This is a genomic window from Streptomyces sp. HD, assembly GCF_028369295.1.
Taxonomy (GTDB): domain Bacteria; phylum Actinomycetota; class Actinomycetes; order Streptomycetales; family Streptomycetaceae; genus Streptomyces.
The window spans coordinates 131683-157303 of the sequence record NZ_JAQMYP010000022.1 but is presented as its reverse complement, the minus strand read 5'-3'; the positions used below and the strand labels follow the sequence as shown (position 1 = coordinate 157303).

The following is a 25621-nucleotide window of genomic DNA, read 5'->3' as shown; positions in this document are numbered from 1 at the left end:
TCTTGCCCTTGTAGCGGTTCATCACGGTGGTGATGTGGTTGTTCATCACGCCGCGCAGCGTGCTCGCATCCCTGATGGAGCTGACCCAGCCGGGCAGCTGGGAGTGCCAGACCAGGGTGTGGCCGCGCATCTTCTGGCCGTGCGCGGAGGCGTGGTTGACGATCCTGTCGGCGGGGGCGAAGTTGAACGACCCGCGGGAGGGTTCGGTGGCGTCCCACTTCATCTCGTTCTCCGGGGTGATCATCTTGAATTCCCGGTCGAGAATGGTGGAGTACGTGGAGTCGCCGAGCCTGCCCGCGGCCACTGCCGTGCCGAAATAGCGGCCACCGGCGGCCGCCGCATCAGCGGCCACGGTCGGCGTGCCGGCGTCCGGTGTGAGGGCGGCCTTGGCGACCAGCGGTACGGCGGCACCCGCGGCGGCGAGAACCACGGCGGCGGCGAGCAGGCGGCGGGTCGCCGGGCGGCGGCGATGAGAGAGGTTCTGATCTGGCAACGGCTTGTCCTTACGGGGGCAGCGGGGCTTGGTTTTCGGTCCCGGTTGTCTGCCAGTTGCCACCACGCACACAAAGGTTGCCGTGATGGAAAAGCCGCCCCCCTGCGTGAGGTGTACGTACGTCTGTGGGGCAACGGCGACGACAAGTGCGGCACGCCGGGCAAGCCGCCCCCGGTCAAGGTGTCCAAGGTGCGCGGTGACACCGCGGGCCGCCTCACCGTGAACTGCCCTCAAGGTCCCCGCAACCGGCCGCACCCCGGTAAGCCCGGGCGCACGGTCACGCACAGCGTCGCGCACCGGGCGCGGGATTTCGCGTGGGCAGCGGGTCCGTTCCGCACGACGACGGCAGACCTCGCCCGGTGGTGTGCGCGTGAAGTCGTACTGGGCGCCGAACATGCCCGCGGAGGGTGTACGCCTCACCCGCAAGGACGCTCCTGCGCCCTGGCCCGCCTGGAGCGCCGTCGGAGCCGACACGATGGCCTTCCGTATCTGCACTGGGACCCGCGCGCGGCCCTTGGCCCGCTCCAGGCCGACGACATCGCCCTTGGCGTTGACGAGGACACGGTCACCGGTGACGAGGGTGAGGCGGTGGATGCCGGCGGGTTCCCTGGCCTTGGCGGCCGTCGCCACGGGAGCGGCCGGAGCGGGTGTGGCCTGTGCCGTGCCGTTCAGCCCGGTGGCGAGGACCCCCCGCCACCGTCGCCGCGGCCGTGGCCACGTGCACTATGTTCACTTTTCTGAGCAAATTTCCCCCAGGGCTGGAGTGCCGACTGGCAGTAACCCGAGGGGCGGTAGGAACGTGGATGCACAGTTGTTCGTCGGCTGTGCGGCGACGACGTATCGATCTCGATGAAGCATCGATGGGCAGTTGTTACAGGCGCAGGTCAGACTGCACGTCGTGCGACGGTCGCGCCACAACGGGACGGCCCCGCCGGACGGACGGCGAGAGCGGTCAGGGCACCAGGTGGAAGGAGCAGGGGATGCGGCTTCGCCGACTCGTGCCCTGCGCCGTGCTGGCCGCCTGTCTGACCGGGTGCGGCGGCGTGGACGGCGGCGTCCACGTCGAGGGTCCGGCGGCGACGACGATCCCCTGGACGGGGCCGGTGTACATGACGAACTATTACGGTCGGCCCTGGCAGCGCCCCAAGGAGATCGAGGTGGCGTACGGGCGCGTCCGCCTGCACAAACTGACGTGGCGGGACTGGGGCTCGCCCCGCGCGCGGGCCACCGGCGTCGCCACGGACTCGAGCTGCATGTCCGGCTGCCCCGACGGCACCGACAACCTTCCGACCTACCGGGCCGACGTCGTCCTGAGCGGTCTGGTCAGGCGCGGGGACGTGGCGTTCTACAGCCACATGACCCTTGCCCCCGTACAGCCCCCGGCGCCGTCCTGGGCGAAATACACCGCCAATACGGACCTGGAAGTACCGGATGCCTGAGTACGGCACGGGAGAGGAGCGTCGGAGAGGGAGCGCGATCCACGCTGCTCAGGAGGTGCTGCTGAGCTCGGCCCGCAACGACCCCGTGGACGTGGTGATGGGCCTGGAGGCGGGCGCCGACGACCACGTCACCAAGACCTTCGACGGCCCGGACCTCGTGGCCCGCGTCCGCTCCCTGCTGCGCCGGGCGGCACCCGCCGAGCAGCCGGACCACAGCCCGCGCCTGCCCTTCGGGGACCTGGAGTTCTGCCCGGCGTCCCTGACCGCGAGCCGGGCCGGAAAGCCGCTCGCGCTGACCACGACCGAGCTGAAGCTGCTGAGTGAGCTCGCCGCCGCACCGGGGACCGTGCTCTCCCGGGACCTGTTCCTGGAGCGGGTCCGGGACTACGTCTGGTCCGGTGACACCCGGGTGGTGGACGTCCATGTGCAGCGTCTGCGCGCCAGGATCGGCCGGGAGCGGATCGAGACGGTACGCGGCTTCGGCTACAGGCTGCGCCCATGAGACGGCCCGCTGTGAAGAACGTGCGGCCGCCCGCCTTGAACGTGGGAGCGAAGGTCGCCCTGGCCGTCGCCACCGCGGCCCTGTGCGTGGCGGGGGCGATCGGGGTGCTGGTGCACCGGACCATCGCCGCCGACCAGCTGGCCACGGCCCGCTCCGGCCTGGACCGGGAGTTGCTGAGCGTCCTCGACGACCACGCGCACGGACGCAGGTCGCAGGCCAGGCTCGACCCCCCTGATCTGCCCGGCCCGGTGGCACGGGCCGTGCGCGACGACGTCCGGGTGACCTACCTGCAGGAGACCGGTAAGGAGCCGGTGCTGTGGGCGGCTACCCGGATCTCGGGCCGGAAGGTGCTCGCGATCAGCCGTTCGTACGCCCGCGAGGAGCAGGCCCTGGCCACGCTCGACCGGACGCTGTTCGCCACGGGCGCGGCCGTCACCGTCCTGGTGTCCCTGGCCGGACTGCTGCTGGGGGTGCGGATGGGGCGGCGGGCCACGGCCGCCGCGCGTACGGCGGAACGCATCGCCGACGGTGACCTCGACGCCCGGGTCCGCCCTCACGGCGGCGACGAGATCGCCCGGCTCGCCGCCTCCGTCGACACGATGGCGGACGCGCTCGGTGCCCGTCTGGAGGCCGAGCGCCGGGTGACCGCCGACATCGCGCACGAACTGCGCACGCCGGTCGCGGGCATGTCGGCAGCGGTCGGCGTGCTGCCGCCCGGCCGGGCGTCGGAACTGGTGACGGGCAGCGTGCAGAAGTTGCGCGGGCTGGTGGAGGACGTGCTGGAAGTGGCCCGGCTCGACTCCCAGGCGGCGGCGGTGGAGACCGAGGAGCGTGAGGTGAGCGCGATGACCCGGCGTGCGGTCGCCGGGCTCGACGGCGTGGAGGTGACGGTCGTGGCGGACGCGGTCGTGGCCACCGACCCGCGCCGGGTCGAGAGGATCCTGGCCAACCTGGCCGCCAACGCCCTGCGGCACGGCGCCCCGCCGGTGGAGGTGGAGGTCGACGGCCCCCTGGTCCGGGTCCGCGACCACGGCCCCGGTTTCCCGGCCGATCTGCTCGCCGTGCTGCACACCTCCGGCCCCCAGCGCTTCCGCACGGGCTCCCGCACCGGCGGCACCGGCCTCGGCCTGACCATCGCGACCGGCCAGGCCCGCCTGCTCGGCGCCCGCCTGACCTTCCGCAACCGACCGGAGGGGGGCGCGGAGACGGCGCTGCGGCTGCCGACGGACTGATCCGCCGGAGCCGGGTCGAGCGGCCGGCGCACGCGATCGTCCCGGATCGTGCGGCACGCGGGGTGTCGAAGAACCGGGGCCGAAGTCCGCCCGGGGGTTCAGGTCCAGGGGGTGTTGTGAAAGTCCCGTGCGGTGCCCGCGCCCGCCGCGGCAGCGGCTGGTGTCACAGCCGGTGCGTGCCCTCGGCGTGCCGGACGAAGGCCCTCGTAGCGGAGCTACTTGGACCTTTGGCCTGTGCGGCGAGTGGGGGCACCTCCCACGCCCTTAAGGCAGTGGGGGAGCGTGCCGGGCCCCGTGGGTGCTGTGCGGGACTTTCACAACACCCCCTAAAGGCTGTTGCAGAACGACGATCACAGTAGGATCCGGCCACCCGCGGCAAGATCAACTGCCCGATTGTGCGCCGATTTCCACCGTCCTGACGGGCCTTCGAAGCAGCTTTCTGGAGATCGGTCCGAGTTCTGCAACACGCTTTAGGCAGAGGTAACGGGTGACGGACACCGTGGCGTGGGCGACGAGGAGGACGGCCGCGAGGAGCCAGCGGTCGCGTCGTCCGGACAGAGGGGGCTGCGGGCCCGGGAAGAACGACCGCCCATCCGGGTCGAGGTCCGGTCTCAGCCGTACGGCGGGGGCGTCCGCCGCGTACGCCCACCGCGCAGGTGGCATCGGCCAGGATCCGGCGCCGACGGCACGGCGCGGGCCGCGCGGCTGCCGCTCGGAGGTGGCGCCGACCGAACGACCGCTTCAACGGCCGGCAGAGGGGGCCGGGACCGTCCCGGTGGATACGGGGTGCGCCTTTCGGATGGTCCGAGTCCGGCCGGTCGGCGGGGGTGGCCCCGCTGGTCGGCGGAGTGGATGTCTGCGGGGCGCGAGATGGGATGGCTGCGCGGGAGGGGCCCTGTCCGACCGCGCCTGGTGGAACTCCCCCCAAGCAGGACCGTACACAGGAGACCAGACGAGTGAGATACCGGAAGACACTGCCCTGGCTTGCTGCCGTGGCCTGCCTCGCGACTGCCTGCAGCAGCACGTCCGGCACCGAGCCGGCCGCCCCGTCGACGACGTCCGCCGCGGCCCGCTCGTCGTCGGCCTCCGAGGAGCGGAACAAGGAGCTCGTTCTGCGCCTGTATTCGGAGGCGTTCAACAAGGACAAGGCCGACGTGGTGAAGGAACTCGTCGCGACCGACTACGTGCAGCACGACAAGTCGGTCCCCGGCGGAGCCGACGGGCAGGTCAAGCAGTTCAAGGACGTCAAGGCGAAGATTCCCGGCGCGGTGGCGACCGTCAAGCACGTGGCCGCCGACGGTGACCTGGTGGCCGTGCACTGGCAGGCGTCGGCCACCCCGAAGAACGAGGCGACGGGCGAGGCCAAGGCCGACCTGTTCCGGGTCGACAACGGCAAGCTGGTCGAGCACTGGGGCATCACGCAGACCGTGCCGGCGAAGACAGCCAGCGGGAACTCGCTGTTCAGCGACGTGTACCGGTACCCGAAGGGGGCGCCGGCCCTGTCCGAGGAACAGGAGGAGAAGAACCGGAAGTTCGCGGTCGACGCGTACCGCAAGCTCTCCGACGGTGACGCGACCGTGATCGACAAGAGCTGGGATCCTCGGTACTACCAGCACAACCCGGCGGCCGCGAGCGGAACGGCTCCGCTGAAGCGGTTCTTCGAGCAGAACACGCAGGGCGCCCCCTCGCCCAGCAGTACCGCAGGCGGCGGGACCCGGTTCGGCAACACCCTCGCCGACGGGGACCTGGTGTGGGTCTTCAGCTCCGACTACGTCGTCGCGGACCTCTTCCGCGTGGTCGACGGAAAGATCATCGAGCACTGGGACGTCGCCGCCGACGGGCAGTAGCCCGGCCCGAAGAGCTGGACTGGACGGCAAGCGTCGACGGAACCCCAGCCGGCGTCCGGCTGGGGTTCCTGTCGGGCGGGTCAGCGCTGCAGGGTGAGCAGGCCCGGCCGGTACGGCAGCTTCAGGTAGTCGGGGCTGGTCGCGTTGGGGTCCCTGCCCTGGTAGAGGAACTGCAGGTTGCAGGGGTCGATGGTCATGGTCTGGTCGGGGTTGTTGCGGACCAGGTCACCGTGGCTGATGTCGTTGGTCCAGGTGGCACCACTGTTGGCCTTGCCCGCGAAGGGGGCGCTCTCGCTGCCGGCCTGGACGGTCCACGGACCGTCCAGGCTGGAGGCGGTGAAGGACCGGAAGTAGCGCCCGTTCGCGCCCTTCGCCTCGACGATCATGAGGTACTGGTTCTGGCCCTGGACCTTGTAGACCTGCGGCGCCTCGAACAGCTTGTCCTCCGTGTCGCTCATGACCACCGTGGAGGCCGTGCCGAAACTGCTCGGGAAGTTCCCGAGCGGCATGGTCGACTTGAAGATGGTGCCCGCGTCATTGGCGAAGAACAGGTGCATGTTCTGGCCGTCGGCGATCAGGGTCGGGTCGATCGGGCCGCCGGGGGAGACGCTGCCGGTGAACAGCGGCTGCGGCGCGGACCAGCCGTTGGGGTTGGTGGGGTCGCTGGACGTGCGGTAGACGAAGGGCCCCCATTGGGTACCCCATCCCAGCGAGGACAGCACCCAGATGTTCTTGGGCGCGAAGTAGAACAGCTGGGGCGCCACCGCGTCCGAGGGCATGCGGATCTGGGAGGCCGTCGCCATGTCCGACCAGTTCGTGAAGGGGCTGAAGCCCATCGAGTGCCAGGCTGTGTCGGCGTACGTCGCGTAGACCATGTGCTTGCCGTTGACCATCGTGGTGGTGAAGTCCTTCAGCGAGGCCCACCCGTTGGCCGGCTGCGCCAGCGGACCGGTCGAGCTCCACCGGTACGTCGGCGGAAGAGCACACGAGGTGGACGTCCCGGACATGCCGGTCCACTTCTGGTTGCTGCCGCCGGTGCAGTTCCAGAGCTGCACCGCCGTGCCGTTGGCCGTCCCGGCGCCCGAGACGTCAAGGCACAGCCCGGACTCCACGGCGACGACGGTGCCGTCGGAGTTCACCCGCCACTGCTGGTTCGTGCCGCCGTTACAGGACCAGAGCACCGGCCGGGTACCGGCCGTGGTGGCGTGGCCCGGGACATCGAGGCACTTGTTGCCGTACACGGTCAGCTGGTTGTTGTCCGTCAGCGTCCACTGCTGGTTGGTCCCGCCGTGGCAGTCCCATATCTGCACGTTCGCACCGTCGGCCTGGCTGGCGCCCGACACATCGAGACACCGGCCGGAAGCGACACCGCGCAAGGCGCCGGTGGTGGCCGCCTGAGCCGGGTTGGCGACGAGCATCGTCCCCAACGAGGCCAGGACCGCAACCGGGACTGCAAACACCGCAGACATCCGTCTGCGGCTGAAACTACGTCTGCGCATGGGACCTCGTCATCCTTCAGTAAGTGGTTCTGGTGGGCCCCGTCGGAGGCTGTGCGACTACCGGTGCGGTGCGGCCCTAGCATTTGTTCGATATGTCGAATGTGGATCGGAATATCGAGCAAGCTGGATGATGAGAGAACCGGCGAGCGGCGTCAATACTTCTCACAGGATTCGCGACCCGGAACATTCGCAGAGCTTGCGCTGCCGCCCGCCGCGAGACAGAGAGTGTCGGCGCCGTCGGTCTCGTACCGGCCAGAACAGGACATGCGGCAAGCTGACGTCGAGCTACCTGCACGGGTGATCCGAACAGCCCGGCTGCTGAACCGCCCGCAGCGGTTCGGTGGCCCGCCTACGGCGGGCATCAGATCCATCGTCACGGTGAAGAACATCCAGGGCTGAGGAACCTCAGGGGCAGATGGCGCATCTGTACACGCGAAGTGCCTGTCATCTCCGATGAGCGACAGAGCACACGTCAGTCGACCTGTTCTCCTCGTGCCTCCTCCGACGGCTCGCGCAGCCGAGCACCTGTCTTCTCCCCCGGCCCTGTCCGGCTAGGGGGTGAGTGCGGCCAGGATCGCACCGGGAAGCACGGACTCGGTCGCCTCGTAGTGAACACAGTGACGCTGACCAGCCGCATCACAGGGACCAAGGGACGCCGCACATGCGCATCGCCTTCCTGCTGCACAACGCCTACGCGATGGGCGGCACCGTACGGACGACCATGACACTCGCCGACACGCTCGCCGGGCGACACCAGGTGGAACTCGTGTCGGTCTTCCGGCACCGCGAGAAACCACAACTGGGGCGGTCGCCCAAGATGCCGCTGCGGGCCCTGGTGGACCGGCGCGAGGGATCCGCGGACGCGGCGGACCCTCTCGCCCGGCGGGCCGGAGAGGTCTTCCCGAAGGGGGACAGCCGCTCGCACCAGTACCACCGGCTCGCCGAGCAGCGGGTCATCGACTGGCTGCGGGACACGGACGCCGACATCGTCGTGGGCACCAGGGCCGGACTCAACGCGCTGGTGGCCCGGTTCGGGCCACGACATGCCGTACGCGTCGGCCAGGAGCACCTCACCCACGACAACCACCCGCACCGACTGCGGACGGAACTCCAGCGCTGGTGCGGCGCTCTCGACGCGCTGGTCACCATGACCGCGGCTGACGCGCGCGACCACCGGCGCGGCATGCGGTTGCCGCGCACCCGGGTGCTGGCCATCCCCAACAGCGTCCCCGAACCCGCGGTGCCGCCGGCCGACGCGGCGGCCAAGGTGGTCGTCGCGGCGGGTCGGTTGGCCCGCGTCAAGCGGTACGAGATGCTGGTCGACGCGTTCGCCCTGGCCGGTGCGGCCTGCCCCGACTGGTCCCTGCGCATCTACGGGGACGGCCCGGAACGCGCCCGGACAGCCGACCGGATAGCCCACCACGGCCTGAGAGACCGGGTCTTCCTGATGGGTTCGGTCACGCCCATCGAGGCCGAGTGGGTCAAGGGCTCCATCGCCGCGGTGACCTCCGCGCACGAGTCGTTCGGAATGACGATCGTGGAGGCCATGCGCTGCGGCCTGCCTGTGGTGAGCACCGACTGCCCCCACGGGCCCGGCGAGATCATCCGCCACGGTGTGGACGGCTTTCTCGTCCCGCGCGACAGCACCCGGGCCGTGGCCGACGCGCTGCTGGCACTGATGCGGGACGACGGACGGCGTGCGGAGATGGGCAGGGCCGCCCGGGTCAGCGCGGAGAAACGATTCACCCCGGACGGCGTCGCCGACCGCTACGAACGCCTGTTCAGCGCACTGGTGGAGGAGCGGGCCGGGCGGTCCGCTCCTCCACCGCCCGGCCCGGCCGACTGGCGCGACCGTGCCACCGTGCTCGCCGCCACGGCAGGCATCCTCGCCCGCGCAGCGGTGCGCCGCGGGCGGCGCAAGCTGGGGTGGGTCGGATGAACGCGGATCGCACAGCGGCCTCGGCACAGCGGATGCTGTGGATCGTGGCCGCCGGGTTCTGTCTGCTGTCGGCCGTCCTCGTACCGCTCACACTGCCGCTCGGCTGGGACGAGCTCGTGTACGCCAGTCGCTTCGGACCGTACGGTCCCGCGACCCCGTTCAGCGCCCCGCGTACCCGCGGGGTCCCCCTGCTGCTCGCTCCGATCGCCTCCTGGAGCGACTCGACGGTGCTGCTCAGGGTGTGGCTGCTCCTGCTGGCCGGCGGTGCGCTCTGGCTGGGATTCAGACCCTGGCTGCGGATCCTGCACCGCCCGGCGGCGGTGTGGGTGGCGGCCGGGCTGTACGGCAGTCTGTGGATCACTCTGTTCTACGCCGGTTCCGCGATGCCGAACCACTACACCGCGATGGGTGCCACCGCCGCGGTGGGCTGCTTCCTCGCGCCGCGTCCCCGGTACGCCGGTGTCGCGGCAGGCCTGGCGGTGGTGACACTGATGCGGCCCAACGACGGTGTGGCCGTCGCCGTGCCGCTGCTCCTGGCCGCCGTGCTGATGCCCACACTGCGCGACCACGGCCGCCTGAGGGGGCGTCTGTCGGCCCTGGCGGCCGGACTCGTGGCGGGTGCGCTGCCCTGGGTCGTCGAGGCCGAGGTGCGGTTCGGCGGGGTGCGGAACCGGCTCGCGGAGGCAGACGAGGTCCAGGGCGGCCTGCGGCCCGTCTTCTCCCTGGGCGCCCATCTCACCTCGCTGGACGGCCCGCTGCTGTGCCGTCCCTGTACGGGCGACAGCGTACAGCTGCCCGTGACGGAGTGGTGGGTGCTGCTGCCGCTGCTGGTCGGCCTGGGACTGTGGGCCGAGCGCCGGGCGCGCCGGTCCGCCGCACCGCTGTGGCTGGCGGTGGCGGTGGCGGTGGCCGCGGCGGCGCCGTATCTCTTCCTCGTCCCCTACGCCGCGCCGCGGTTCCTGCTGCCGGCCTACGCCCTGCTGGGGCTCCCCGCCGCTGTCGGGCTCCTCGCCGTCGTCCACCGGGCCCGCGCCCGCCGTTCGCTGCCGACAGCCGCGGCGCTCGCCCTGGCACTCCTCGGGCACTGGGGCATCCAGGCCGTGCTCGTCCACCATCATGCGGGCAACCATCAGCAGGCCCGCGGAGACTGGGTCCGGATCGCCTCCGTGCTGCGCGAGCACGGGGTGCACCCGCCGTGTGTCCTCGCGGGGAACACTTCGACGATTCCCATCGCCCACACCGCGGGCTGCACTGTCTCGGAGACGGATCCCCCGGCGCACCCCAGTGCGCTGGTCCTTCGCGGGGGAAAGCCACCGCACTGGGCGCGTGACTGGCAACGATTCCCGGTGCCGGACACCTACCACCCCGGATGGACCGTCGTCGTGCGTCCATGACGGCCGGCCGTGCGCCTCAGGGCGGTAGAGCGATGCGGCCCCCGAGGTCCACCGCGGCGCCGTGGCGGGCAGACGGTCGGCGACGGTGTCCGCACGGACGGCAGTGCGGCCAGGACCAGAACGAGAACCAGAACCAGGACCAGGTGTTCAGAGTCTGGTTTCGCGATCTTGCGTCGGGCCTGGCCGGGAATGGGTATGGCCACCGCGTGATCATCGGGGGTTGTGTGGACTCCATCTTCGGATAACTCCGGAAGAGAGCCAGGAGGTGGCGGAGGAGGTCAACAAGCGCATCCTGGCCCAGGCATACCTCATGGCCTTCGCGCACCCGGAAGACCGCCACCTCCTCGCAGACCCTCTTCCCGATGTCGGCCCGCTGTACCGCCTCGGCGGTGTCCACCCCGAGCAGGCCCGCATTCCAGGGGCCGCTCCGAGCCACCTCCGTCCCGAATTGTTCGGCCGCCACTGAGACCCGCTCCGCGTGCTCCCGCAACCGCGCCCTTCCGACCAGCGCTCCGTTCCCAGAGCCCGGTGGCTCGTCAGCCGCCAGGAGGAGCCCTCCACGCCTCCGAGCCGACTCCGTGCCCATCGCAACGTCACCGCACCTACGGGCCACATGGCCCCTGCACGGCGCCCGTCACCGGGGCCCGCCCCCGGAACCAGCCGCCGACGGACGCTCTTGGCGTCCTCGACCTGGCCACCGGCGCTGGGCACCAGGCCCCTCGGACGGCGCACCGCCGCCGAGTTCACCGCCTTCCTCCAGGCGCCGCCGGACGCCTGCCCCACCGTCCCGGCGGTCGCGGCGATCTGCGAGGACGACAGCGTCCACAACGCCAAGGCCGTGACCGGTGGGCCGACCGGTCACGACCACATCCGTTCCGCCATGGAGACGTACACGGTCGGCACCGTCGCCGACCGGCCCAGCCACCCACACCAGGTCCACGCCTTCTTCCGGCACCGCTCACCCGCCCGGATGCCGACCACTGCCGCACCCTGGACTCGCCCCGGTCACCGAAGAATTGCGCGCACAACCTCAGCGAGCAGCCCAGCATCCCAGCAGCTCCGCTACGAGTGGCGCCGCCCATCGGCACGGACGCCTTCGGCCCCGTACCGCGGTCCTGAGAGCCGTAGCCGCTGGGCGCATCACCGTCCCCGGCCTGGACGCGGAGGGACACCTTGCCGCCGAGCCGGTGCGGTCGCCGTGCGACCGCCGGCAGAACAACTCCGTTGTCGGCAAAAGGGACTTGGCATCGCCGCCATTGCATGCGATCGATGTCGTCACCAGCAGTGAGCGGCACGAGCATGCACCGCGCATCACGCCTCGTGTCACCGACCGACCGTTCCGTGGGAGTCCGTCTCGCCTGTGATCACGCCCCTCGTCCAACCGCTCCACAGGCACTGATCAAACGGCGACTCGATCCGGAAATGGAAGAGATTTTCCGTTGACGAGTCTGCTACGCGCCCGACATGCCGGTGCAACATCCGGGCCGTTAGCTGCCGCTTCAACCGTCCGGCGCGACGCCGGTAGGGGATGGGGCACAGCAAGAAGGAGCAGGACATGACGGCCACGGACAGCGCGGACACGGACAGAACCGCCACCCCGCCCGGGTACTCCCCCCGTCTCTACAACGCGGACCTCGCCCCCGCCACCGAACGCAAGTGGGGCGCCTTCAGCATCTTCAACGTCTGGACCTCGGACGTGCACAGTCTGTACGGCTACTTCCTGGCCGCCAGCCTGTTCCTCGTCGCGGGCAACACCTTCAAGTTCCTCATCGGCATCGGTGTGGGCTCGCTGATCATCTACTGGCTGATGACCCTCATCGGCAAGGCGGGCGTCAAGACCGGTGTCCCCTACCCGGTCCTCGCCCGCGCCTCGTTCGGCACCTTCGGAGCCAACGTCCCGGCTCTCGTACGGGCCGTGGTCGCCACCTTCTGGTACGGCGCCCAGACCAGCGCCGCCGCCGGCGCCATCGTGGCCTTCCTCGTCCGCTACGACGGACCCAAGCATCTGCACGAGACCAGCCGGCTCTTCGACCACAGCGGCCTTGAAGTGCTGTGCTACCTCGGTGTGTGGGCCGCCCAACTGCTCATCATCAGCAAGGGGATGGAAACGGTCCGCCGTTTCCAGGACTTCGCCGGCCCGGCGGTGTGGCTGATGATGCTGATCCTCGCGATCGCGCTGTCCGTGAAGGCCGGGACGCTGTCCTTCTCCGTCGACATGCCGAGCGGCGACCTTGCCGCACTCGCCAAGAGCGCCACCGGGCTCGACGTCAGCCCGGGCTCACTCGCCGCGATCGCGGCGATAGCGGCCACCTGGGTGACCTACTTCGCCGCCCTGTTCCTCAACTTCGGTGACTTCGCACGCTTCACCCCGGACGAGAAGGCCCTGAAGAAGGGCAACATCTGGGGCCTGCCCGTCAACCTGATCCTCTTCTCCCTCGTCGCGGCCATCACCACGGCCGCCGCCAGCAAGGTGTACGGGGAAGTCATCCTGGAACCGGCTGAGATCTCCGCCAAGTTCGACAGCGCGTTCCTCGTCCTGCTCGCCGCCCTGACCTTCGCCGTGGCGACCCTCGGCATCAACGTCGTCGCCAACTTCGTCAGTCCCGCCTTCGACTTCGCCAACGTGGCCCCGAAGTACGTGACCTTCCGCAGGGGCGGCCTCATCGCCGCTGTCATCGCGCTCCTGCTCTACCCGCTCCACCCCTGGGACAACGCCCCCAGCTTCGTCAACGCCATCGGCTCGACGATGGGCCCCATCTTCGGTGTGATCGTCGTCGACTACTACCTCATCCGGAAGACACAGCTGAACGTGCCCGCTCTGTACGACGAAGGCGGGGAGTTCCGTTTCCAGGGCGGCTGGAACGTACGGGCGTTCGCCGCCGGGGTGGTGGGCGCCGTCTTCTCCAGCATCCTCCCCGTCTACGGACCGTCCGGATACGGGGCGACGCTGGGTCCGTACTCCTGGTTCATCGGAGTCGTCGTGGCCGGGGTGCTCTACTTCGCGTTCAGCGGGGGCAAGAGCCCCCTCACAGCGAGGACGGCGGCAACGGCAGCGCCGGAGGCGACCGAGGCATAGCAGTCAGCTTCTTCCAGCAACCCTAGTAGGGCGCCCGACCTGGGCTGATGCCGGTCAGGCGCCCTTTTCGTCGTGCAGCGGGCGGTGCTGCAGGCATCCCAACACCCCTGGTGCCGGCTCCCCGATCTCTCACCAGCGCGCAGCACGAACAGCCCCACGACGGCCCCGTCCCGGCAACAGGGTCGGTCTCACTTCGCCAGAGAGGCTGTGCGCTCGCGAAGGCTGCCCGTCACCCGCTCCATGAAACCCCAGGTCAGTTGCCTGGGGTTTGTTCGTTGTCCAGGCCAATTCGGGGTGGCGTACCCTCTGCATGCCCCCAAGCACTTGAGCGTACGAGCCGATGCGGCCGCTCCAAGCTCTGCCGGTACGCGGGGTGGCGGCCCAGGCCGAGTTCAGATGGTCCGGGATGGCGGTGGGGACGCCCATGCCATGTGGCTCGCACAAGGATGCCCGGGGCGAGAGTGCCGGGGCTGCCGGCAGCCCACTTGTTGACCGTGGTGAAGGTGGCCGGGGTCACCGCAACGGCGTCGGCGGGCTGCAGCGGACGGCGATCGCCGGGTGAGCGCCGGGCCGAGCGGATCGGGTAGCCGGTCGTCACCCGCTCAGTGGTTCAGGTTGCAGTTCCGGTTGCCGCGTTGGCGTGACCGTCGGTTCCCGTAGTTTGGCGGTCCGTGCGTATCCATAGACCACTGAAGTCATTGCCAGGATGAGAAGTGGCCCGAATATCCCCGGATTTCTTGCCATCTCCATCGGCAGACAGCGATACGACACCAAAAGCGCGGCAAAGACCGTGGCGCCGTAGATGACCAGCTGGATTCCTGGCCGGTCCCAGCCACGGTCGAGCGAGCGCAGCGCAGCCTCGATGGTGAGCGCGAACACCACGCCTGCGACGAGATCCACGCCGTAGTGGTAGCCGAATCCCAGCGTCGCAGCGAGCGTGGCAATCAGCCAGAACGTGCCCGCGAACCGCAGAACCCAGGGGGCCCTGCGGGAATGAACGAAGATCGCGACAGCCCACGCCGTGTGCAGGCTGGGCATGCAGTTGCGAGGGGTGATCTCGTCGTAAGGCATCTGGTGCGGGGTGTTGATCGGCGGCGGCGCGTCCGGCCACAGGTTGGCCATCGCCCAGTGCACTCCACCGGTGCCGGAGGCGCCCGGGCCATAGGCGAAGACCGGTCCGACCACCGGGAAGATCATGTAGATGCTTGGCCCGAGCAGGCCGATCACCAGGAAGGTGCGCACCAGATGATGGCTCGGGAAGCGGCGCTCGACCGCCACGTTACGCAGCTGGTAGAGCGCGACGACAACCGCAGCCACCGCAAGCTGACCGTAGACCAAGTGAAGAAGGTTGGCGCTGATCGGGCTGGTGGCCTTGACCATCCGGCCTACCAGCCATGACGGGTTGCCCAGCGCATGATCGGCGGTTGCCACGTACTGGTCGAGCACCGCCGGGCGGGTCTTCGACGTGATGAGCAGCCAGGTATCGCCGACCTTGCGGCCGGCCACCAGCAACAGGCCCAGCCCGACGCCCTTCAGTAGCAAAACGCGCTCCCGGCCGGTGCGGCGCGTGACAGCGATGACCGCACAGCCCAACATCACCCACAACGCCCCGGTGCCGAAGGAATGGCCGTCGGTCATCTCGGCGTCCATCTTGGCGTCGACTGCCCACCGCACCAGCAGGAAGACGAGGTCGATACCGATCGCGGCACCAACCGCGATGAACCGTTGCCGCCAAGGGAGCACCATCGTCATCAACGCCATACCGCAGTACAGCGGTCCCGGTTTCGGGGCGAGGATCAAGGCCTTCACCTGGTTGGCAATCGGCCCCGGTTGACCGTAGCGGCGTGCGGTGATCTCCAGCGCGATGAGGAATCCAAGTGCCACCACACCCGCCGCGACCCACAGCATCGCGCGCCAAGGACGCCGCGCGAACAGCGAAGTTATGCAGCTTATCCGCGAAAACACCTGCGATGCTCTAGATATCAATCTTTGGCCGTCTTATTCGAATGGCTGGGTGGATGAAATGCGATTGAGGTAACCATCGCGAGTTCGAACATGCTATCGGAGGGGTGTGGAGTTGCGGCTTCGGCGGCGGTTGGTCATGACGACTCCGTCGTACCGGCTCGCGGCCTCCACGATGCGAGTGGGCCGCACTTCAACGCCGCTCCGCCGAGCGAGCCGACGGCCCACAGCGCGGCAGCCACCCTCGACGACGCCCACAGGGCCGACCATGACCCGGCCGCCCTGCTGTCCGTCCTGGTCGAACCCACCGCCGCCAGCCAGACCTTGCGCCAACAGGTCGAAGACCTCTGGGCCGGCATCGAGAGCTACGTCGCCGGCGGCCTCACTGAAAACGCGGCGAAACCCTCGCCGTACTCGAACGCCTCGAAACCATGGCGGCCTGCCCATTGATGCCGAACAGGCGTGCCTGCTCGGGAAAGTCGAGCCACGGCTGCGTGGCCCTGTAGCTGTAGGAGCAACTCGTAGCTCGCCCGCTGGGCTTCACGGATGGGACGGTCTTCTTGCTCCGAATCGGAACGGCCTTGTTGTTCCGGGGTTGATCTTCTGCTCGATCTTGCCCTCCGCTTCAGCGGGTGCCGTATTGCCGTTCGACGTCTTGACGAGCTGGTCGGAGGTGCCGTCGACGAGTGGATCCTCTTCCAGGCCAGGCCCTTGCCGTATCCATGTGTGCAGCCGTGACCACCACGCTCTGCTGCCCTACCGGTCGGAGCCGCTCTCGGTCGCCGGGGACCAAACGGCCGCCCTGATCTCCCTCCTCGGGGCGCCGTGCCCATGGCATGTCCATAAGACCGGACAACCACGGTAAACAGCGGTGCGATGCGCCTCCTACGATGAGCCAGCGGTAAGGCAACTGCGCAGGTCAGAGGTGTGGAGCCCGCGCAGGCGCCGTCGCTTCCCAAGCTGAGAGCGCGAGTTCGATTCTCGTCACCCGCTCCATGAAGAAGGCCCAGGTCATCGACCTGGGCCTTTGTGTCTTCGCGGACCCCCCATCGAGCGTGGTCCACGAACGGGTCGGCGGGAGGGGCGAGGAGGCCGCCGTTGAGGGTCTGGCGGCACTCGGTTACGAGGTCACCGCTGCCCGGGCCCGACCCAGTTCGTGGCCGGCTGGCCCCGGCCAGGACGTTGGCGCGATGATGGCCGGCATGCGCATCCGCATAGACGCCGTCGATTTGCCCGGCCTCACCTGTCCGGCTCCCGTCGACGGCAGAGTTCCTGAGTACCGCAACGTCCATGTCGCCGTGCAACGCCGCGACCGTCCGGCCGAACTCCTCGCACCGCAGCCCGGTGACGCGCGGTCCGCGACCTGGACCCTGGAGTGCACCACGAGCGACTCGCCGTCCGGCATCGAGGTCAAAGGCCCCTACGTGCAGGACCGTCTGGGCCATCGGTTCATATACCTGTCGTGGGGCACGGTCGACGGTTCGGGCACCTTCACGATGTTCCGCCGCGCCAAGCTCATGCTCGACGCCATCCCCGCTGATGTACTCACCGCCGCACGCGACGGACTGCTGGTCGGACGCCTCGGCCTGACCGACGCACAGGGCGGGCCTCTTTGCGCACGAGTCCGGCCCCCGCACATCACCTGGACCGCCGAACGCGCCGACTAGGAGAGGTCGCACGCCGTCCCGGCCGACATCAGCGCCGACAGGACGCTCAACGGCGGCCACTGACCAGCATCCTCCAGCATCCTTATGACTACCCAGCCGCCTCGACCGACGGCCGCGCTTGCGGGTCCAGGAGATCCGTACCAAGTGAGGACAGCACCGCAGCATAGCGTGCCCGTAAGAGCGGACAACCACGGTCAACAACGGTGTGATCAGGCCGTACGCAATGGTGCCGGCACGGCGAATCAGCGCAGGCCCGCGCTGACCACTGGTGAGGAGATCGCGACGATCGCGGTCGGCGCGGGTGTCGCCGAGGACGTACTCGCCGCGATGACGCGACGGCGCTTCGACGGACGCGCAGTGGTGGTCGAGAGCTCATCCACCTTCCCGATATCCGCGTACGGCACGAGCGCCTGGTCACAATCCAGTAGCCGACTCCGGATGCCGAGATGCGGCGGCACGGGCTCAGGGGGCCATCCCGCCGCCGCGTCCCACCCCCTTCCCCGCATTTCTGTGCCGCCGCACCGGCGCACCTCGCCGACAGCAACATTCCTGCGGTGAGTCGGGAACCTCCGGGTGCCCGACGGCGTTCGTGTCACTGACGGTCGGACGAGCCGAGCGTCGGCTCGCAGTGCCCAACTGCTGATTGCGTACGACGACTTGACCGGGGGGCGAGAGGCGTGCAGCAGCACCGCGCACACCCCACGCGTCCGGCCGCCGTCGTGCTCTCCGCGCTGCTCGCGGTCCTGACCTTCCTCCTGCCGGTGTCGGCCAAGTCGGCGTCCCGCCTGTCCTCGACGGGCACGGCCGCGACGGCGACCGCGCAGGCGTCCGCGACCGCCGACGCGCAGCGCCCCGTCACCGTGGCGCACCCCGCGCTCCCCCACGCCCACGCCCACGCCGTGCCGTACCCGAGCCACGGCTTCCTGGGCCCTGGCGCCGGGGAGGCAGCCCCGCACCGCGCTGTCGGCGGCCCCGCCGTGGCCGTGGCGGCAGCGGCCGCAGGAGCCGGCCGGGGCGCCCACACGTATCGCCCGCGCGGCCCGCCGTCCCGATGGAGCACCGAAGTCCGTATCGACGCCTGACCGTTCGCCTCCGCGCCCGGCGCAGACGTCGACTCCGTCTGCCTGCCCATCGTGGAGAACTCATGTCTCGCGCGCCCATGTGGCGGGCGATCGTCGCCCTAGGTGTGATCGCCGCCTCGCTCTTCTTCGCTCTCACCCAGTCCGCCCGCCTCGGCCTCGACCTGCGCGGCGGCACCCAGATCGTCCTGGAGACCAAGGACTCACCCGTCGTCAAGGCCGATGCCGAATCGACCCAGCGGGCCCTGGAGGTGCTCCGCCAGCGGGTCGACGCGCTCGGCGTCTCCGAACCGAGCCTGTACCGGTCCGGAGAGCGGCGGATCTTCGTCGAGCTGCCCGGCGTACAGGACCCACGCGAGGCCGCCGAAGTCATCGGCCGCACCGCGCAGTTGACCGTCCACCCGGTGCAGGGCCTGACGGACAAGCAAGACGAGGACAAGGGGGCCAAGGGGAAACCGGCCGAGGACGGCTCGCGCACCCTGGCCGACCCCGACCAGAAGGGGGCGTTCCTCAAGCTCGGGCCCACCGCCCTCACCGGCGAGGGCGTCAAGGACGCCGAGGCGGTGCTCGACCAGCAGAAGATGTCGGGCTGGACGGTCAACCTCACCTTCCGTGGGGAGGCGGGCAAGGACTGGGCGCGGGTCACCGGGGCGGCGGCCTGTGCCCCGCAGGGCGCGCCCGAGCGGCGCGTCGCCATCGTCCTGGACGGCAAGGTCCTCTCGGCGCCCGGCGTCAACGCGGACGTGGCGTGCAAGGTCGGCATCTCCGGCGGCTCCACGCAGATCACCGGCGGCTTCGGCCGGGAAGAGGCCCGCGATCTGGCCGCGCTCGTCAAGGGCGGTGCGCTTCCGGTGCCCGTGGACGTCGTGGAGCAGCGCACCGTCGGCCCCACGCTCGGTGCCGACGCCATCGCCGCCAGCACCCAGGCCGCCATCATCGGGCTCGCCCTGACGGCGGTGTTCATCCTCGTCGTCTACCGGCTGCTCGGCGCCCTGGCCACCATCGCCCTCGCGCTGTACGGGCTGATCTCCTACGCCGCACTGGTCGCCCTGGGCGCGACTCTGACACTGCCCGGACTCGCCGGTTTCGTCCTGGCGATCGGCATGGCGGTTGACGCGAACGTGCTGGTCTTCGAGCGTGCCCGCGAGGAGTATCTGGGAGCCCGCGCCCTGAAGTCGGCACCGGCCGCCTCTGCGCACCTGGACAAGCCGCTGCGCACCGGCTTCAGCAAGACCTGGGGCGCGGTCGTCGACTCGAATGTGACCACGCTGCTCGCGTCCGGGCTGCTCTTCTTCTTCGCCACCGGACCCGTCAAGGGCTTCGGCGTCACGCTCTCCATCGGTGTCCTCGTCTCGATGATCTCGGCCCTGGTGATCACCCGGGTCCTCGCCGACTTCGCGATCCGGCGCCGCTTCGTGCGCAACCGGCCCGGCCTGACCGGGATCACCTCCACCGGCCGCGTGCGTTCGTGGCTCGCGCGCCGCAAACCCCGCCTGGTGCATCACCGGCGCCGCTGGCTCGGCATCAGCGCGCTGCTGATCGTGGTCGCCGTCACCGGAATCGGCCTGCGCGGCCTGGACTTCGGGGTGGAGTTCACCGGCGGGCGCCTGGTGGAGTACAGCACCAGCAGGCCCGTGGACGTGGACGCGGCGCGCACGGCGGTCACGGACGCCGGGTTCCCGCAGGCGGTGGTGCAGGAGTCGGGGGACGGGGACGTCTCGGTACGCACCGGTGAGCTGAGCAACGACCAGCAGCACACGATCCAAACGGCGCTGGCGAAGGAGGGCGGCGAGGTCACCGTCGAGCGGGACGAGCTGATCGGCCCGAGCCTCGGCGACGAACTGCGCCGGCACGCGCTCATCGCGCTCGGCATCGCCGTCGCGGCCCAGCTGATCTACCTCAGCGTACGGTTCCGGTGGACGTTCGCCGCCGCGGCGGTGACGGCCATGGTGCACGACGTGCTGCTCGTGGTGGGCCTGTTCGCCTGGCTCGGCAAGCCCGTCGACAGCGTCTTCCTGGCGGCCCTGCTCACGGTCATCGGGTACTCCGTCAACGACACCGTCGTCGTCTTCGACCGGGTGCGCGAGGCGCGCCGCCGCGATCCGGCGGCGGAGCTGGAAACCACCGCGAACAAGGCCGTCATCCAGACGCTGCCGCGCACGGTGAACACCGGTATGGGCGCGCTGTTCATCCTGGCGGCCCTGGCCGTGCTCGGCGGTGACTCGCTCGCGGACTTCTCGGTGGCGCTGATCGCCGGCGTGGTGATCGGTATGGCGTCGACGGTGTTCACTGCCGTGCCGATCGCCGTGCAGCTCGAAGGCAGCCACCCGGCGCCGCCAGTGCGCCCCGGGCGCAGCGAGGGCAGCGGGGCGCGCAGTCCGTTGGAGCGACGTGGGCGGGCGCGGGATTCAGGCGCTGTGGTGTGAGGACGCGCGGAGACTCGCGGGGATGACGCGGATGGCCGAGCGCATCCCCGGAAGAGCCGCACCTGCGGGGTGGCTGGGAGACGCACGGCCGCGTGGGCACCGGGCAGATACCCTGCTGCGCTTCTGACCCCCGCAGGTCGGCCATGGCCCGCGTCGGACCAAACCCCCGCGGTCTTCGCAGAGAGGAACCCCAGCCGACGCGCGGCTGAGGTTCCTCGAAGGCGGTAAGTGCGGTAAGTATCGGTCAGCAGGGGCGGTTGCGGGTCAGCGCCGCAGGGTGAGGACGCCCGGCCGGTACGGCAGTTTCTCGTACGGGGTGGTGTCCCCGGGTGCGCCGGGGGTCCTGCCCTGGTAGAGGAACTGCAGGTTGCAGGGGTCGATGGTCATGGTCTGGTCGGGGTTGTCGCGGACCAGGTCACCGTGGCTGACGTCATTGGTCCACGTCGCGTTGGCGTTGGCCTTGCCCGCGAAGGGGCTGGACTCGCTGCCGGCCTGCGGGGTCCACGAACCGTTCAGGCTGGAGGCCGTGAACGAGCGGAAGTAGCGCCCGTTCGCCCCCATCGCTTCGACGATCATGACGTACTGGTTCTACCCCGAGCACGCGGCGGGTTACCGGACGGCGGCGATGAGAGCGGTTCTGATCTGGCAATGGCTTGTCTTTCTGGCGTAGCGGCACCGCCGACCACCAGCCGACACGCTCTTCGCGGGGGATGTGACCTTCATCGCCGTAGGGGAGTTTCGGGGTGGCCGCCGCTGCGACGCCCACTGACGACGGTGGTAGCGGCACATCTCCCGTCGACGGAGGTCACAGGGCTGTGGATGGAAGCCCACAACAGGGAAGGTCACGCTCACAGAGAGCAATATCTGTTCCCGTGGAATGAGAAATAGACGCGGGGCGCGGCGAGTATTCCTCGACCGTCGGCCGGATCGGAATTTTCGACCGTTCAGAGCCCATCGGACCGTGCTACTGTCGATCTCAGTTGCAGGTGTGGTTGCCAGAAGGTTCATTTCCGACGGGTTAATCAGCACGGCGACACGGAATTCACGCAGGGTGAATTCCTGAAACCGCCCCCGAAGGAGAAAAGATATGACTACTGGCACCGTGAAGTGGTTCAACGCGGAAAAGGGCTTCGGCTTCATCGAGCAGGACGGCGGCGGCCCCGACGTCTTCGCCCACTACTCGAACATCGCAGCCCAGGGCTTCCGCGAGCTGCTGGAAGGCCAGAAGGTGTCGTTCGACATCGCGCAGGGCCAGAAGGGCCCGACGGCCGAGAACATCGTTCCCGCCTGACACCGGCACCAACGCGCATACTTCGCAGCTGGGGCCCGCACCTTGGGGTGCGGGCCCCAGCTCGCTGCATTTCAGGGCGCATCCCACATCGTATTGGCTCGTTCTCGCAATTCTCTGCGCCGCTCACCTGCTGCGGGAATTCCTTGATACGCGCCGCATCAAGGAAGGTTCTGCATGAATCGCACGCGCACAACCCGCACCCGTGGCCGCTCCGGCGGAGGTGCTGCCGCCAACCGCTCCGGCGTTCCGCACCGATCCAAAACCTACGGAAATCGACAGGCCGAACAGGGCGAGTTCGCGCCGCCGAAGACGATCACGCCCGCGCTCCCCGCCGTCGAGGCGTTCGCCGATCTCGCCATGCCTGCGCGGCTGTTGGCCACGCTCGGCCGCGAAGGCGTGACCGTACCGTTCCCGATCCAGGCGGCGACCCTGCCGAACTCCCTGGCCGGTCGTGACGTACTCGGCCGTGGCCGCACCGGCTCGGGCAAGACCCTCGCTTTCGGCCTCGCCGCACTGGCCCGTACGGCGGGGCGGCGTGCCGAGCCACGGCAGCCGCTCGTCCTCGTCCTCGTCCCCACCCGCGAGCTCGCCCAGCAGGTCACCGAAGCGCTCACTCCGTACGCCCGGTCCGTGAGCCTGCGGCTGGCCACCGTCGTGGGCGGAATGTCCATCGGCAGGCAGGCCGGTGCGCTGCGCGCAGGGGCCGAGGTGGTCGTCGCGACGCCCGGACGGCTCAAGGACCTCATCGACCGGGGCGACTGCCGACTGGACGATGTCGGCATCACGGTCCTCGACGAAGCCGACCAGATGGCCGACATGGGCTTCATGCCCCAGGTCACCGCCCTGCTCGACCAAGTGCGTCCCGGCGGGCAGCGGATGCTCTTCTCGGCCACCCTGGACCGCAACGTCGACCTCCTGGTCCGCCGCTACCTGACGGACCCCGTAGTCCACTCCGTCGACCCGTCGGCGGGCGCGGTCACCACGATGGAGCACCACGTACTCCATGTGCACGACGCCGACAAGCACCGGACGACCACCGAGATCGCGGCACGAGACGGCCGAGTGATCATGTTCCTCGACACCAAGCACGCAGTGGACCGGCTGACCAAGCACCTGCTGAGCAATGGTGTCCGCGCCGCGGCACTGCACGGTGGCAAGTCCCAGCCGCAGCGCACGCGGACGCTGGCCCAGTTCAAGAGCGGGCATGTGACGGTGCTGGTGGCGACCAACGTCGCGGCGCGCGGGATCCACGTCGACAATCTCGACCTGGTCGTCAATGTGGATCCGCCCACCGACCACAAGGACTACCTGCACCGCGGCGGCCGTACGGCCCGTGCCGGCGAGTCCGGCAGCGTCGTCACCCTGGTGACCCGTGACCAGCGTCGCGGGGTGAGCCGGCTGATGGCTTCGGCGGGCATCACCCCCCGGATCGCCCAGGTGCGGTCGGGCGAGGCGGAGTTGAGCCGCATCACAGGTGCCCAGGCCCCTTCCGGTGTCCCGGTCGTCATCACCGCGCCGGACGTGGATCGACCGCGCGGCGCGTCTTCTTCGTCCCCGTCCCGGGGCCGTCGGGGGCGCCGGGGCCAGGGCCAGCCCGGCGGCGAAGCGGCGCCCCGCAGGGCACAGCGGCGGACCGGCTTCGGCTCGGCTGCCTAGAGCCGCTCTGTTCACCAGCCCACCCTGCACATCACAGGCCCACCCCTTTCCAGTAGGAGGCACTTATGGCGCCGGCTCAGACGCAGCACGATGGAGTGGGTCCCTCCCTCAAGGCGGTGGTCGACGGCAGGGCCGCGTCCGGCCCTCGCGTCTGTGACGACATGACCGTCGAGGTGGCTCTGTCCCTCATGGCCGGTGCCCGTGTCGATCACCTTGTCCTCTGCGACGGGGACGATCAGAGCATGGGCCTGATCACCCGGGCCCGGCTCGCCGTTCTCCGCGACAGCCCCACCTACACGGACCGGCTCCGTCTACGGGACGTCCTGCCCGGACCGTTCAGCTCGCCCGGCGCTCTGCCCGGCGCCCTCGGTGAGCATGGCCGGACCCCGGGCGTCCTCACCCTCGCCCGCTGATCCACCTCGTCCGATCGGCCCGTCCTCCCTACTTCCCTGTGAGGCATCATGCGCTGTGTCATCGCCCGGTACCCGTTCGAGCTGACCAAGAGCGGGGTGCTGGCCTCGATGAAGGGCGTCAAGCCCGAGATCGTCACCGGTGATTCCGTGACCATCGGCCGCCGCCGCTACCCGGTCAAGCAAGTAGGCCAAGTCATCACCCGACAGGACCGCCGCGACTTCAGCAGCGGCGAGGTCGTCCGGGCCATGACCCGCCTCGGCTTCACCTGCCACGAGCAGCCCGAGACCGCGCCGGTGGGCATCCCCACTCCGCTACGGACCGCGTCGGCGCTGCTCGGAGGCACCGCCTGGTGAGGTGAAGGCCCGGCGGAAAACCGCCACCAGAGGCCCGATGAGGGCCCTGCCGACGCGCGTCGGCAGGGCCCTCATCGTCGTATCGCCACCTCGCCACCTCGCCGCGTCGCCACCTCGCCGCGTCGCCACCTCGCCGCGTCGCCACCTCGCCGCGTCGCCGCCTCGCCACCTTGCCGGCCGTGCGGAGTCTCCTGGCCAAGCAGGGCGAAGCAAGGCCAAGCAGCGTGCCACCGCCCTCGGTGGCCCAGTGGGGCGACTGCCCGACCAAGCTTGTCTGCGACCTCCGGGCGCCAAAATCTACTCTTGTCAGAGTAGACATTGACCCCTTGCCCAGTTACTCTTTTTCTCGTTGACACGGTCAAGCGAGACCCGGCAGACACGAACTGGCGGGTAGCAGTACTTGAAGTTCGCAGGTCAGTGCGGATCTGGAGTTCCGAAGCCAAGGTGTTCGCAGAACGGTGACGGGACTGAGGTCCGCACTGGGCGGCCCGCAGGTCGAGGGGCTGCCGACAGCATCACCGAGCAGTACCGCAGTACCTGTTCACCAAGTGGTTGGTTCAGAGGAAGAACGGAGGAGCAGACGCCATCAGGATCGCCCGGCCGACAAGCTCTCGGTCCGGGTGCCGCAAGACCCCGGATTGGATGGTGGTCCCCGGTCACGCAGATGCGATCCCCGCACCCCTCCCCTCGCCGGGCCGGGAAGCGGAAACAGAAGGTCGGCGCAGCATGAGGGCCGACAGATGGTGTTGAATTCCCTTCGGGGCCCTGGTGCCGTACGGCATCGGGGCCCCTCGACGCGTTGCACAACGAGGTGACATGGCAGCAGATAATTCACTCGGCGGTCGTCTGGACGACGACGACTACCCCGCGTACACCATGGGCCGGGCCGCCGAAATGCTCGGCACCACCCCTGCCTTCCTCCGAGCCATCGGTGAGGCTCGTCTGATCACTCCGCTGCGCTCGGAGGGCGGACATCGCCGGTACTCCCGCTACCAACTACGGATCGCCGCTCGCGCCCGCGAGCTTGTCGACAGGGGAACCCCGATCGACGCTGCTTGCCGCATCGTCATCCTCGAAGACCAGCTTGAGGAAGCTCAGCGCATCAACGCCGAGTACCGCCGTGCCGCGAAGGCAGCGTCCGACAGCTCCGATCCCGGTCCGAGCTGACCACGCGAGCGGGTCGGCTCGTCGAGCATGCACGGCTCCGGGATGCACCCACTCACGACGGAAGAACGGCTTCATCCACAGCAGTACGCCCCCGCCGCACCATCGCTCATCGGGACGGTATCCGCACAGGTAAGAGCCGTGCACCCGCCCAAGCGCCGTCGCTTCTCAAGCTGAGAGCGCGAGTT

Annotated in this window: 20 protein-coding genes and 3 pseudogenes; 17 read left to right on the top strand and 6 right to left on the bottom strand. The window is 69.5% G+C overall.

The genetic code is table 11. The features are described 5' to 3' along the window. The coding region (locus POF73_RS22520; protein WP_272118239.1) for an endo-1,4-beta-xylanase at positions 1-445 on the bottom strand (445 nt) is incomplete at its 3' end. A gap of 1028 nt (positions 446-1473) precedes the next feature. Between POF73_RS22520 and POF73_RS22510 the strand changes: the two genes are divergently transcribed. From POF73_RS22510 to POF73_RS22495, 4 genes and pseudogenes are all read left to right on the top strand, one after another. Further along, positions 1474-1932 (top strand): hypothetical protein, encoded by a 459-nt coding sequence (locus tag POF73_RS22510; RefSeq protein WP_272118214.1) that lies wholly within the window; start codon positions 1474-1476, stop codon positions 1930-1932. A 55-nt stretch (positions 1933-1987) separates the two neighbouring features. Then, positions 1988-2434: pseudogene (locus tag POF73_RS22505) on the top strand (response regulator transcription factor); the annotation flags it as partial. Continuing rightward, entirely contained in the window at positions 2431-3666 is a 1236-nt protein-coding gene (locus tag POF73_RS22500) for a sensor histidine kinase (RefSeq protein WP_272118210.1), read from the top strand. The pseudogene POF73_RS22505 and the gene POF73_RS22500, both read left to right, overlap by 4 nt. A 956-nt stretch (positions 3667-4622) precedes the next feature. Beyond that, positions 4623-5513, top strand: coding sequence for a nuclear transport factor 2 family protein (locus POF73_RS22495; protein ID WP_272118208.1), 891 nt, complete (start codon positions 4623-4625; stop codon positions 5511-5513). An 80-nt stretch (positions 5514-5593) separates the two neighbouring features. Here POF73_RS22495 and POF73_RS22490 read toward each other — a convergent pair whose 3' ends face one another. Then, a complete protein-coding gene (locus tag POF73_RS22490) occupies positions 5594-7012 on the bottom strand; it encodes a non-reducing end alpha-L-arabinofuranosidase family hydrolase (RefSeq protein WP_272118206.1) in 1419 nt (472 codons plus the stop codon). Between the two features lie 661 nt (positions 7013-7673). Between POF73_RS22490 and POF73_RS22485 the strand changes: the two genes are divergently transcribed. The 4 genes from POF73_RS22485 (at position 7674) to POF73_RS22470 (ending at position 13421) form a co-directional block, all read left to right on the top strand. Continuing rightward, complete coding sequence (locus POF73_RS22485; protein ID WP_272118204.1) at positions 7674-8951, top strand: glycosyltransferase; 1278 nt, start codon at positions 7674-7676, stop codon at positions 8949-8951. Beyond that, positions 8948-10345 carry a hypothetical protein gene (locus POF73_RS22480; RefSeq protein ID WP_272118203.1) on the top strand — a complete coding sequence of 466 codons (1398 nt, stop codon included), beginning with the start codon at positions 8948-8950 and terminating at the stop codon, positions 10343-10345. Before POF73_RS22485 ends, POF73_RS22480 begins: the two co-directional genes overlap by 4 nt. A gap of 265 nt (positions 10346-10610) precedes the next feature. Beyond that, a complete protein-coding gene (locus POF73_RS22475) occupies positions 10611-10811 on the top strand; it encodes a hypothetical protein (RefSeq protein WP_272118201.1) in 201 nt (66 codons plus the stop codon). A 1089-nt stretch (positions 10812-11900) separates the two neighbouring features. Continuing rightward, positions 11901-13421, top strand: a complete 1521-nt coding sequence (locus POF73_RS22470; RefSeq protein WP_272118199.1) for an NCS1 family nucleobase:cation symporter-1 — start codon at positions 11901-11903, stop codon at positions 13419-13421. A gap of 346 nt (positions 13422-13767) precedes the next feature. On the opposite strand, the pseudogene POF73_RS46280 reads toward POF73_RS22470, so the two are convergent. Next, positions 13768-14013 (bottom strand): annotated as a pseudogene (locus tag POF73_RS46280) (flavoprotein); the annotation flags it as partial. 2 nt (positions 14014-14015) lie between these two features. Continuing rightward, entirely contained in the window at positions 14016-15329 is a 1314-nt protein-coding gene (locus POF73_RS22460; protein WP_272118197.1) for a phosphatase PAP2 family protein, read from the bottom strand. Between the two features lie 147 nt (positions 15330-15476). On the opposite strand from POF73_RS22460, the gene POF73_RS22455 reads away from it, so the two are divergent. Together POF73_RS22455 and POF73_RS22450 are read left to right on the top strand one after the other, a co-directional pair. Then, the gene (locus POF73_RS22455; RefSeq protein ID WP_272118195.1) at positions 15477-15833 is read left to right on the top strand and encodes a hypothetical protein; all 357 of its coding nucleotides are present in this window, start codon (positions 15477-15479) and stop codon (positions 15831-15833) included. Positions 15834-16585: 752 nt separating this feature from the next. Then, positions 16586-17050 (top strand): DUF5990 family protein, encoded by a 465-nt coding sequence (locus tag POF73_RS22450; RefSeq protein WP_272118194.1) that lies wholly within the window; start codon positions 16586-16588, stop codon positions 17048-17050. Positions 17051-17292: 242 nt separating this feature from the next. Here the strand turns inward: POF73_RS22450 and POF73_RS22445 are convergent, their stop codons facing one another. After that, a complete protein-coding gene (locus POF73_RS22445) occupies positions 17293-17430 on the bottom strand; it encodes a hypothetical protein (protein WP_272118191.1) in 138 nt (45 codons plus the stop codon). Positions 17431-17727: 297 nt separating this feature from the next. On the opposite strand from POF73_RS22445, the gene POF73_RS22440 reads away from it, so the two are divergent. Next, complete coding sequence (locus tag POF73_RS22440) at positions 17728-18132, top strand: hypothetical protein (RefSeq protein ID WP_272118188.1); 405 nt, start codon at positions 17728-17730, stop codon at positions 18130-18132. A gap of 62 nt (positions 18133-18194) precedes the next feature. Next, a complete protein-coding gene (secD, locus tag POF73_RS22435; protein WP_272118186.1) occupies positions 18195-20555 on the top strand; it encodes a protein translocase subunit SecD in 2361 nt (786 codons plus the stop codon). A 264-nt stretch (positions 20556-20819) separates the two neighbouring features. On the opposite strand, the pseudogene POF73_RS22430 reads toward secD, so the two are convergent. Next, positions 20820-21143 (bottom strand): annotated as a pseudogene (locus tag POF73_RS22430) (non-reducing end alpha-L-arabinofuranosidase family hydrolase); the annotation flags it as partial. A gap of 499 nt (positions 21144-21642) precedes the next feature. On the opposite strand from POF73_RS22430, the gene POF73_RS22425 reads away from it, so the two are divergent. The 5 genes from POF73_RS22425 to POF73_RS22405 all read left to right on the top strand — a co-directional run bounded on the left by POF73_RS22425 (position 21643) and on the right by POF73_RS22405 (position 25436). Next, a complete protein-coding gene (locus POF73_RS22425; RefSeq protein WP_272118185.1) occupies positions 21643-21846 on the top strand; it encodes a cold-shock protein in 204 nt (67 codons plus the stop codon). Positions 21847-22020: 174 nt separating this feature from the next. Further along, a complete protein-coding gene (locus POF73_RS22420; protein ID WP_272118183.1) occupies positions 22021-23502 on the top strand; it encodes a DEAD/DEAH box helicase in 1482 nt (493 codons plus the stop codon). 65 nt (positions 23503-23567) lie between these two features. Then, on the top strand, positions 23568-23915 hold the full coding sequence (locus tag POF73_RS22415; protein ID WP_272118182.1) for a CBS domain-containing protein: 348 nt from the start codon (positions 23568-23570) through the stop codon (positions 23913-23915). A 48-nt stretch (positions 23916-23963) separates the two neighbouring features. Next, positions 23964-24269 carry an SCO5918 family protein gene (locus POF73_RS22410; protein ID WP_272118181.1) on the top strand — a complete coding sequence of 102 codons (306 nt, stop codon included), beginning with the start codon at positions 23964-23966 and terminating at the stop codon, positions 24267-24269. Between the two features lie 816 nt (positions 24270-25085). Continuing rightward, on the top strand, positions 25086-25436 hold the full coding sequence (locus POF73_RS22405; RefSeq protein WP_272118179.1) for a helix-turn-helix domain-containing protein: 351 nt from the start codon (positions 25086-25088) through the stop codon (positions 25434-25436). The last annotated feature ends 185 nt before the right edge of the window (positions 25437-25621 follow it).